Below are 8,133 nucleotides of genomic sequence, written 5' to 3' on the forward strand. Positions count from 1 at the left end.
CGAGCTGATGGCCAAGTACCATGCAAGCCCATCAACCATCCAATGAGTGTGTTGCACTCAGAGTCTGCATCCGCCCTCTCATAAGTTGATAGTGTGTCAATATGCCAATAAAAAGTCTGAGTGGAGCGTAGCATGGAGATACTCGACAGGGTGATGTACGTTGAGGATGACCCCGATATTCGTGAGATAGCCGCCATGGCGTTGGAAGACGTGGGAGGCTTGACAGTGAATATCTGTGGGTCCGGCGATCAAGCCTTGCAAGAAATCCAGGCGTTTAACCCGCAAATGCTATTACTGGATGTCATGATGCCCGGTATGGACGGGCCTGCCACCCTTGAAGCGCTTAGGCATCAGGGGCTTTTGAATGAGTCGGTGGCGGTGGCTTTCATGACTGCCAAGGTCCATCCTGAAGAAATCGCCCGCTATAAAGCACTGGGAGCGATAGAGGTGATTGCAAAGCCATTTGACCCTATGACGCTTGCTGATAAAGTCCGTGGTGTTTGGGAGACCTTTCATGAGTAATGCGGACTCCTCCAATGTACACTCAGATCGCCTGAAAACCCTATCCGGTGCTTATGCCCAGCGCCTTGTGTCTGAGCTAGAAACATTGGCGATGCTTGCCGAGCAGCTATCAGAGCCTCCGTCGTCAATGGTGCCTTATCAGCAGCTACACTCACTATTGCATTCTCTTGCGGGTTCCGCCGGTACGTTTGGATTTGCTCAACTTGGGCATCACGCCCGTGTGCTAGAAACGCAAGTCGCAGCGTTATTAGACGATCCACATGCTCATGATCAGCGGTTGCCGGTGGCGCAATGGGTAATACAGCTACAACAGGCGCTTGACGCAGATAACCGCCAAAGCGCTACAATCATAGTGGAATCAGAAGGCTCTGCCAAAATACAAGATGCACCCAGCATATGGTTTATAGAGCGGGATGCCATGTTAGCTGAATATGCCGTTCAGCAGCTTAAGAGTTTTGGTTTTCAGGTACGCCATTTTAGTGATGCACAGGAGGTTGCATCAGTTAGTGGTGTTGAACCAGACGTATTACTCGTCGACCATCGTGCTGCGCCGTTAGAGGTGCTCGAAAAAGATCCGGTACTATTCTGGCAGGAATGCTTAAAAGGTTTCACGTGCCCGATTTTATTTACAGGCACAGATGAGAATTTTACCGTCAGGCTTCAAGCTTTGCGTAGTGGAGGTAGTAATTACTTTACCAAGCCACTAGATATGATAAAACTTGCTGCCTCTATAGCTCAGTTAATTAAGACAAAGGATAGCCAGTCAGAGCGTGTTGTTATTGTTGAAGATGACGTTGAGCTGGCGCAGCATTTGCAGTGTGTGCTGGAAGAGGCCGGAATGGTGGTGACTACCTTCAATAAGGCGGAGCCGCTGTTTGAGGCTATCAGCGAGATTAATCCTGAGCTGATTTTTAATGGATCTCTGGCTGCCAGGCATTACAGGGGCGGAGACCGCCGCCCTTTTAGGGCAAATGGATCGCTGGTCTCAAATACCTATCGTCTATTTGTCTGCTGAGTCTAATCCAGGGCTTCGTGGTCAGGCGCTGTTAAGAGGGGGCGATGCATTTTTAGAGAAACCTATTAATACGACTCTTTTAATTAACCTTTGTAAGGCGCGTGTTGCTAGGCTGCGTAAGCTTGAACATACCAAAAATAGAGATGCACTCACTGGGTTGCTTAAACACGCCAGTATTAAAGAGGCGTTGCAAGACCAGTGGCAATTGGCGCGACGAAAACCTCAAGCATTTTGCGTTGTCATGCTGGATATTGACCATTTTAAACGGATTAACGACACCTACGGCCATGTAGTGGGTGATAGTGTGATTGCAGCTATGGGAACGTTACTTCGTCAGCGCTTCCGGAGTACCGATAAACTGGGCCGCTATGGCGGAGAAGAGTTTGCATTGGTGCTGCTTGATTGTACATCTGATAATGCTCTCAGCATGGTTAACAGCCTGCGCGAAGACTTTGCTGCTATTCGATTTACCGCCGGTGATGCCTCATTTTCTTGCACTTTATCAGCAGGCGTCGCGGATAATCAGCATTTTCTTGATGCTGCTGCAGAATCGCTGCTCGAAAAAGCCGATAAAGCTCTTTATCAAGCCAAACAGAGCGGCCGCAACCGTGTCTGTTTAGCGGTCAATGAGGCAGCGAGCCACTTGGTAGCTGGAGTTGATGATGAAGATACCGGCTCTTCTAAAAAATGAAGCTGAGCGTCAAGGTGCGCTGGAAGCCACTGATTTGTTGAATCGTGGTTCTGATGTGCGTTTTGATCGCATCACACACCTCGTACGTCAGTGCTTCTCGGTGCCTGTGGTGTGGGTATCGCTCATTGATGGGGATCGGCAATGGTTCAAGTCTCGGCAGGGGCTGGTGCTCACCGAAACGTCGCGACATATTTCTTTTTGTGGGCATACCATTTTACAGGCCTCGCCTCTCGTCATTACTAACACCTTAGAAGACCCTCGTTTTGTAGATAACCCGCTGGTAACGGGAGCACCCCATATTCGCTTTTACGCGGGCGTTCCGCTGCATACTCGTGCAGGTTATCCCATCGGCACCTTGTGCCTTATCGATACGCAACCAAGAGTATTGACGGCTGATCAGACCGAGATGCTCAGCGACTTTGCAGCCACCATAGAGGCGCTAATCCATGCGGACGAAGCCACACTAAACTCAGACTTCTCCGTGGCCAATAAGCTACAAAAGCATCAAAATGCCTTGGCGCTACTTAACAATATCGCTTTTTCTCGGCAGCCTTCATTAAATGAAAAAATTGATCATGCGCTTAGTGCAGCTCGTCAATACTTGAGAATGGATACGGCTACGCTAAGTCAAGCCGAAGGACAAGCCTATACCATTGACTGGAAAAACACATCAGAGGGTGTTGCGTTGGAAACAGGGCACACCTTATCCCTGACGAGTACGTTGTGTCAGCACTTATTAGGTGGTGAAGCATCAGAAGAGAAAACGCTATTTATCACTAATATCGAGCAAAGCAGGTTTTTCAATGCCTCCTATTGCCCTATACATCAGTCAGGCACCTATGCGGGAACTGCCATTGAAATAGATAATCAAGTAGTTGGCACGTTGAGTTTTACGGCGCATGCTGCCCGATCAGAAAATTATGATGAAAGTGAGCAGCTGTTCATACGCTTACTGGCGCGCTGGTTTTCAGATGTGTTGACCAACTCGCGTCACAATGAGCGCCTCAGCAAGTTAACCGCTCAGCTGCCGGGTGTTACGTATCAGTTCAAACGGTTTCCTGATGGTCGCCTAACGTTTCCTTTTAGTTCACCCCAAATTCAGGCGCTGTACGGGTTGTCACCTGAGCAGGCCGCTATTGACGCAACTCCCGCTTTTGCGCGGATTCACCCGGATGATGTCGCGGATGTAAGCGTATCAATAGAGCGCTCGGCTAATACGCTTGAGTATTGGCAGGCGACATTCCGTGTGCAGTCGGATGAAGAAGAGTATCGCTGGATCATGGGGCAGGCGACACCTGAGCGCCTTATGGATGGCAGTATCTTGTGGCACGGCTACCTGTACGATATCCATGAAAAGGAGCAAGCACGCTTAGCCTTAGAGCGTAATGAAGCGCGCCTTAGGGGGCTATTTGAGTTCTCGCCGATTGGCATTGCCTTGAACGACGTTGAAACGGGGCAGTTCATTGATGTCAATGATGCCCTTATTCAGCCCACGGGGTATTCTCGCGAAGAGTTTTTAGCACTGAGTTACTGGGATGTAACGCCACAAACGTACCAGCCACAGGAAGAGCAGGCGTTGCTGGGGTTGGCAACGACAGGCCGTTACGCGCCTTTTGAAAAAGAGTATATACGTAAAGATGGCAGTCGATATCCTGTGCGTTTACAAGGAATGTTAAGTCAAGAGCGCGATGGGCGAAACGTTATTTGGTCTTTAGTAGAAGATATCACCGAGCGCCGTAAACTCGATAAAATGAAGGACCAGTTTATTGCTACGGTGAGCCATGAGCTACGTACGCCACTGACCTCTATTAAAGGCGCGCTTGGCCTTTTGAAAGGGGGAGCAACAGGGCAGCTGCCTGACAAAGCCCAATCGCTAATCATAACGGCGGATAGAAATGCGCAGCGGCTCGCGTCGCTGATCAATGATCTGCTGGATATGGAAAAGCTAGTGGCGGGAAAAATGCCTATCAACTTAACCCTGCAGCTGCTTGCACCGTTATTAGATGAAGTCGTCGAATCTATGCAGGGTTACTGTGAGCAGTATCAGATAGCGATTAAAACGCCTACTATGTGGCCATCTGCCTGGTGTGAAGTAGATGCTCCCCGATTAATACAAGCACTGACTAACCTGCTTTCGAATGCGGTCAAGTTTTCCCCCCAAGGAAGTGCCGTAGAGCTAGCCATTATTCTGGATGAGAACGCGATTGAGATCTCGGTGCGTGACCATGGCCCAGGCGTTACCGCTGCGTTTCGCGACCAGTTATTTCAGCGCTTTGTTCAAGCCGACGGTAGCGATACACGTAAGCTAGGCGGTACAGGCTTAGGTTTAGCCATCAGTCAAGAAATCTGCCACCAAATGGGAGGGGAAATTGGTTACCGGGATGCAAAAGGCGGAGGGGCCAACTTCTTTATCGTGCTGCCAAGGAAATATCCATGATTAACATGCCACTAAGTATGCGGGTAGTATTGCTTGTGCTGGTCACAAGCGCAGTTCTTGTGGGTGGGATGTTATTGACGGTTTACCAGCTTATGATCTCTGACTATACAGCGAGCGTTGCAGAGCGCGAAGCGTCAGAGATAGAACGACTTGTGTCAGAGTTAGACCTTGTCCAGCAGCAGCGTGTGCTGGGGTTGGAGGCTTTCGCGGCACGCTTACTCACCAGCGAAGGGCAGCTACGCAGCGAGCAAGAGCTTAGCTTGCGTCTACAGCAGCCATCTATCGCCCATCGTCTTTTTCCAGATGGCCTATTTGTATTTGACGCAGAAGCGACAGCAATTGCTGAGAATATTTACGTACCAGGGCGAATAGGAACTAACTATGCTGACCGCCCGCATTTTCAGCGTGCCCGTAAGACAAAAGAAGCGGTCATTTCTCCACCTGTTTTAGGGCGCACCACTGGGCTGCCGCTGATCTCATATGTTCAACCTGTGCTCTCCGCTGAAGAAGAGATTATCGGGTATGCAGGTGGGATGCTTAACCTTGCCAGTACGCCTTTGTTGGGTACTCAGCGCTTAGATGAAGCAGCAGAAAGCTCTTCTGCAATCACCTGGGTTATTGACCCTCAGCACAGCTTGTTTGTGTCGTTGCAAAGACGCATTGATTCTCTACAGCCCCTTCCAGAAGAGGGTGCTAACACATTAGTGGATGCTGCATTGTCCATGGTGGCAGATGGCACGATGGTGAGTTATCAGCAGCGGCGTTACCTGGTGTTTACCCGTCCATTAGAGTCGGTAGGCTGGGTGGCATTACGAGCACTGCCTTTTGATGACGCTGTTGCACCCGCTAAAGCATCCTTTCACCATTTTTTACTTATTAGTGGTATAGCGATTGTCTTGGTTGGCTTGGCGGGAGTATGCATAGCTCGGAGCTTGACCCGCCCTATCGACATGATGACTCGGCGCATTGAGCAAATGGCGGATAACGCCCATTTTGATAGTGACTTCAGTGAACAAGGCGGAAAAGAAGTCCGTTTGCTAGCACGAGCGATGAATCGTTTGGCCACTGAGCGCAATGCTGCCGATAAAGCAACGCGTGAGGCTGAGCGCTTTTTAACCAATGTGCTTGAAGCTGCCTCTGAGATGGCGATTATTGCGACGGATACCAACGGTATTATCACTGTTTTTAACCAAGGCGCAGTGAACATGCTGGGGTATCGCAAGACCGATGTGGTGGGTAAGTATTCACCAGCACTGTTCCACGTGACAGAAGAAATAGAGACCCGTTCTGTACAGTTAAGTAGCGAGTTAGGCCAGACTGTTGAAGGGTTCAGAGTATTTGTGGCAAAGCCAGAACAACAGGGCGCAGAAACGCGGGAGTGGACGTACGTTCACAAAGATGGTCACTATGTGCCTGTGTCGCTAGTGGTAACACCAATGAGAAATGGTGAAGGGCATATTAGCGGTTACTTAGGCGTTGCAGAGGATATTACTGAGCGAAAACGTGCAGACAAGCTTAAAAACGAATTTATTTCCACGGTGAGCCATGAGCTTCGTACGCCCTTAACGTCTATTTCGGGTGCGCTTGGTTTGTTAGTGGGTGGCGCATTTGGTGAGCTGCCTGATAAAGCTAAAAAATTGCTCGACACCGCTCATCGCAATAGTAAACGCTTAGCACACTTGATTAATGACCTGTTAGATATCGAGAAAATTGCCTCAGGAAAGCTGCATTTTGATATGCAGGTACAGCCGCTTATGCCACTGGTTGAGCAGGCGCTAGAAGCGAACCGTCACTACAGTAGCGACAGAGGGGTAGCGCTTATTTTAGCGCAGGCGCATCATCATGATGTGCAGGTGCGGGTAGATTCACAGCGGCTGATGCAGGTTCTATCTAATTTGCTATCTAATGCCGTTAAGTTTTCCCCTAATAACGATAAAGTAATGGTCAATGTTGAAGTTGTCCGTCATAAAGCGATTGTGAGTGTGGCAGATCATGGTCCCGGTATCTCTGATGCTTTTCGTAGCAGAATTTTTCAACGTTTTGCCCAGGCTGATGCATCCGACACCCGCGCTAAAGATGGCACTGGCCTGGGACTTGCTATTACAAAAGAGCTGATAGAGCACATGGGCGGGCGTATCGGCTTTGAGTCCACTGAAGGCGAAGGCTCACGCTTTTTCTTTGAACTACCTCTCGCTCAGCTAGCACCCGTAGCCGTCCCACCGTCTGAAGATGGTGATGGCCATCGTCAATCCGCCCGTATCTTAGTGGTTGAAGATGATCAAGATGTCGCTCAGCTATTAAGTATGATGTTAAGCGATGCAGGGTATGATGTTGATGTGGCGTTTTGTGGTACAGACGCATTAAATACGATAAGCAACCACCATTATGATCTTGTCAGTTTAGATTTGATGCTACCGGACATAAGTGGCTTGGAAATCATTCGACGGTTACGTGAACATCCCAGCACGGCGGATTTGCCTATTGTGGTGGTATCGGCAAAGGTAGAGCAGGGGCGCTTAGAAATGAACGGAGATGTTGGCAATATTGACTGGCTAGCTAAACCTATCGATCAGCAGCGCTTAATCGGCATCGTGAAACAACAGTTATTAGAAAAACAAAGCCACATTCCAAGAGTATTGCATGTAGAAGATGACGAAGATCTGCATGAAGTGGTTTCTGTTATGGTGGGTACATGCGCTACTTTTGAGAGTGCGCATACTTTTGAAGATGCAAAGAGGTGCATCGAGCAGCAGATGTACGATGTGGTTCTTTTGGATATTGGTTTGCCGGATGGTTCTGGTTGGGATCTTGTGCCGATTATTCGGCGTCATTTACCTGGGGCAAAAATCATTATCTTATCGGGAGCTGATATGAATCGCGAACAGCATGAACAAGTGGAGGCGGTGTTGCTAAAGTCTCGACTGTCAGCTGATACGCTGATACAGAATGTTGCTGTACGGGTAGAAGCATATCGACCTAACAGAATCGGTTAGAAATGTTTTGCCAAATGGCCTTTGACTCTGAATGCATCTTAGGCCATTTGCATATTTTACTCCTATATCCAATGATTCTCTTCTATTGCTTTGGCAGGCATCGGCTTGGCGGTTAAAAAGCCCTGGTATTGGTCGCAGCCGATTTCTTTTAGAAAATTAAGCTCTTGCATCGTTTCAACTCCCTCTACAACGACTGACATATTCATGGAGCTACCCAGATCAATCATGGTTTTTAGTAGCCTAGAGTCTCCGGTGAGTGACCATTGATGAATAAAGCTTCTATCTATTTTTAATTTGTCAGCATCAATGCGTTGAAGGTAGCTCAGTGAGCTGTAGCCGGTGCCAAAGTCATCTAATGCCAAGCGGACGCCGAGCTTTTTAAGTTTTTGTAGGAGGTGTGAATCGCCCTGGGTTTCGTAGACACCTCCAGGCCTTATACTAAAGGTATCTAGGAGGATCCATGAGCCGTCCCCGT

At 48.8% G+C, this 8,133-nt stretch carries 6 protein-coding genes; 5 read left to right on the forward strand and 1 reads right to left on the reverse strand.

All coding sequences use genetic code 11. The annotated features are described in order from the left end of the window. The first annotated feature begins 132 nt into the window (after positions 1–132). From R0J87_RS18040 to R0J87_RS18060, 5 genes are read left to right on the forward strand one after another with little or no spacing between them, the layout of a single operon-like run. Positions 133–522, forward strand: coding sequence for a response regulator (locus R0J87_RS18040; protein WP_498887891.1), 390 nt, complete (start codon positions 133–135; stop codon positions 520–522). Continuing rightward, positions 515–1,537: an Hpt domain-containing protein gene (locus tag R0J87_RS18045; RefSeq protein WP_498887893.1), complete on the forward strand. Its 1,023-nt coding sequence runs from the start codon at positions 515–517 to the stop codon at positions 1,535–1,537. The genes R0J87_RS18040 and R0J87_RS18045 overlap by 8 nt, the downstream gene beginning before the upstream one ends. Beyond that, a complete protein-coding gene (locus R0J87_RS18050) occupies positions 1,494–2,228 on the forward strand; it encodes a GGDEF domain-containing response regulator (protein WP_498887895.1) in 735 nt (244 codons plus the stop codon). The genes R0J87_RS18045 and R0J87_RS18050 overlap by 44 nt, the downstream gene beginning before the upstream one ends. Then, entirely contained in the window at positions 2,197–4,665 is a 2,469-nt protein-coding gene (locus R0J87_RS18055; protein ID WP_498887897.1) for a GAF domain-containing sensor histidine kinase, read from the forward strand. Before R0J87_RS18050 ends, R0J87_RS18055 begins: the two co-directional genes overlap by 32 nt. Then, a complete protein-coding gene (locus R0J87_RS18060) occupies positions 4,662–7,658 on the forward strand; it encodes a response regulator (protein WP_498887899.1) in 2,997 nt (998 codons plus the stop codon). The genes R0J87_RS18055 and R0J87_RS18060 overlap by 4 nt, the downstream gene beginning before the upstream one ends. A gap of 62 nt (positions 7,659–7,720) precedes the next feature. On the opposite strand, the gene R0J87_RS18065 is transcribed toward R0J87_RS18060, so the two are convergent. After that, positions 7,721–8,133: EAL domain-containing protein (locus R0J87_RS18065; protein ID WP_498887901.1), on the reverse strand; the 413-nt coding region annotated here is incomplete at its 5' end.

Source organism: Halomonas sp. SIMBA_159, assembly GCF_046536035.1.
Taxonomy (GTDB): domain Bacteria; phylum Pseudomonadota; class Gammaproteobacteria; order Pseudomonadales; family Halomonadaceae; genus Vreelandella; species Vreelandella venusta_A.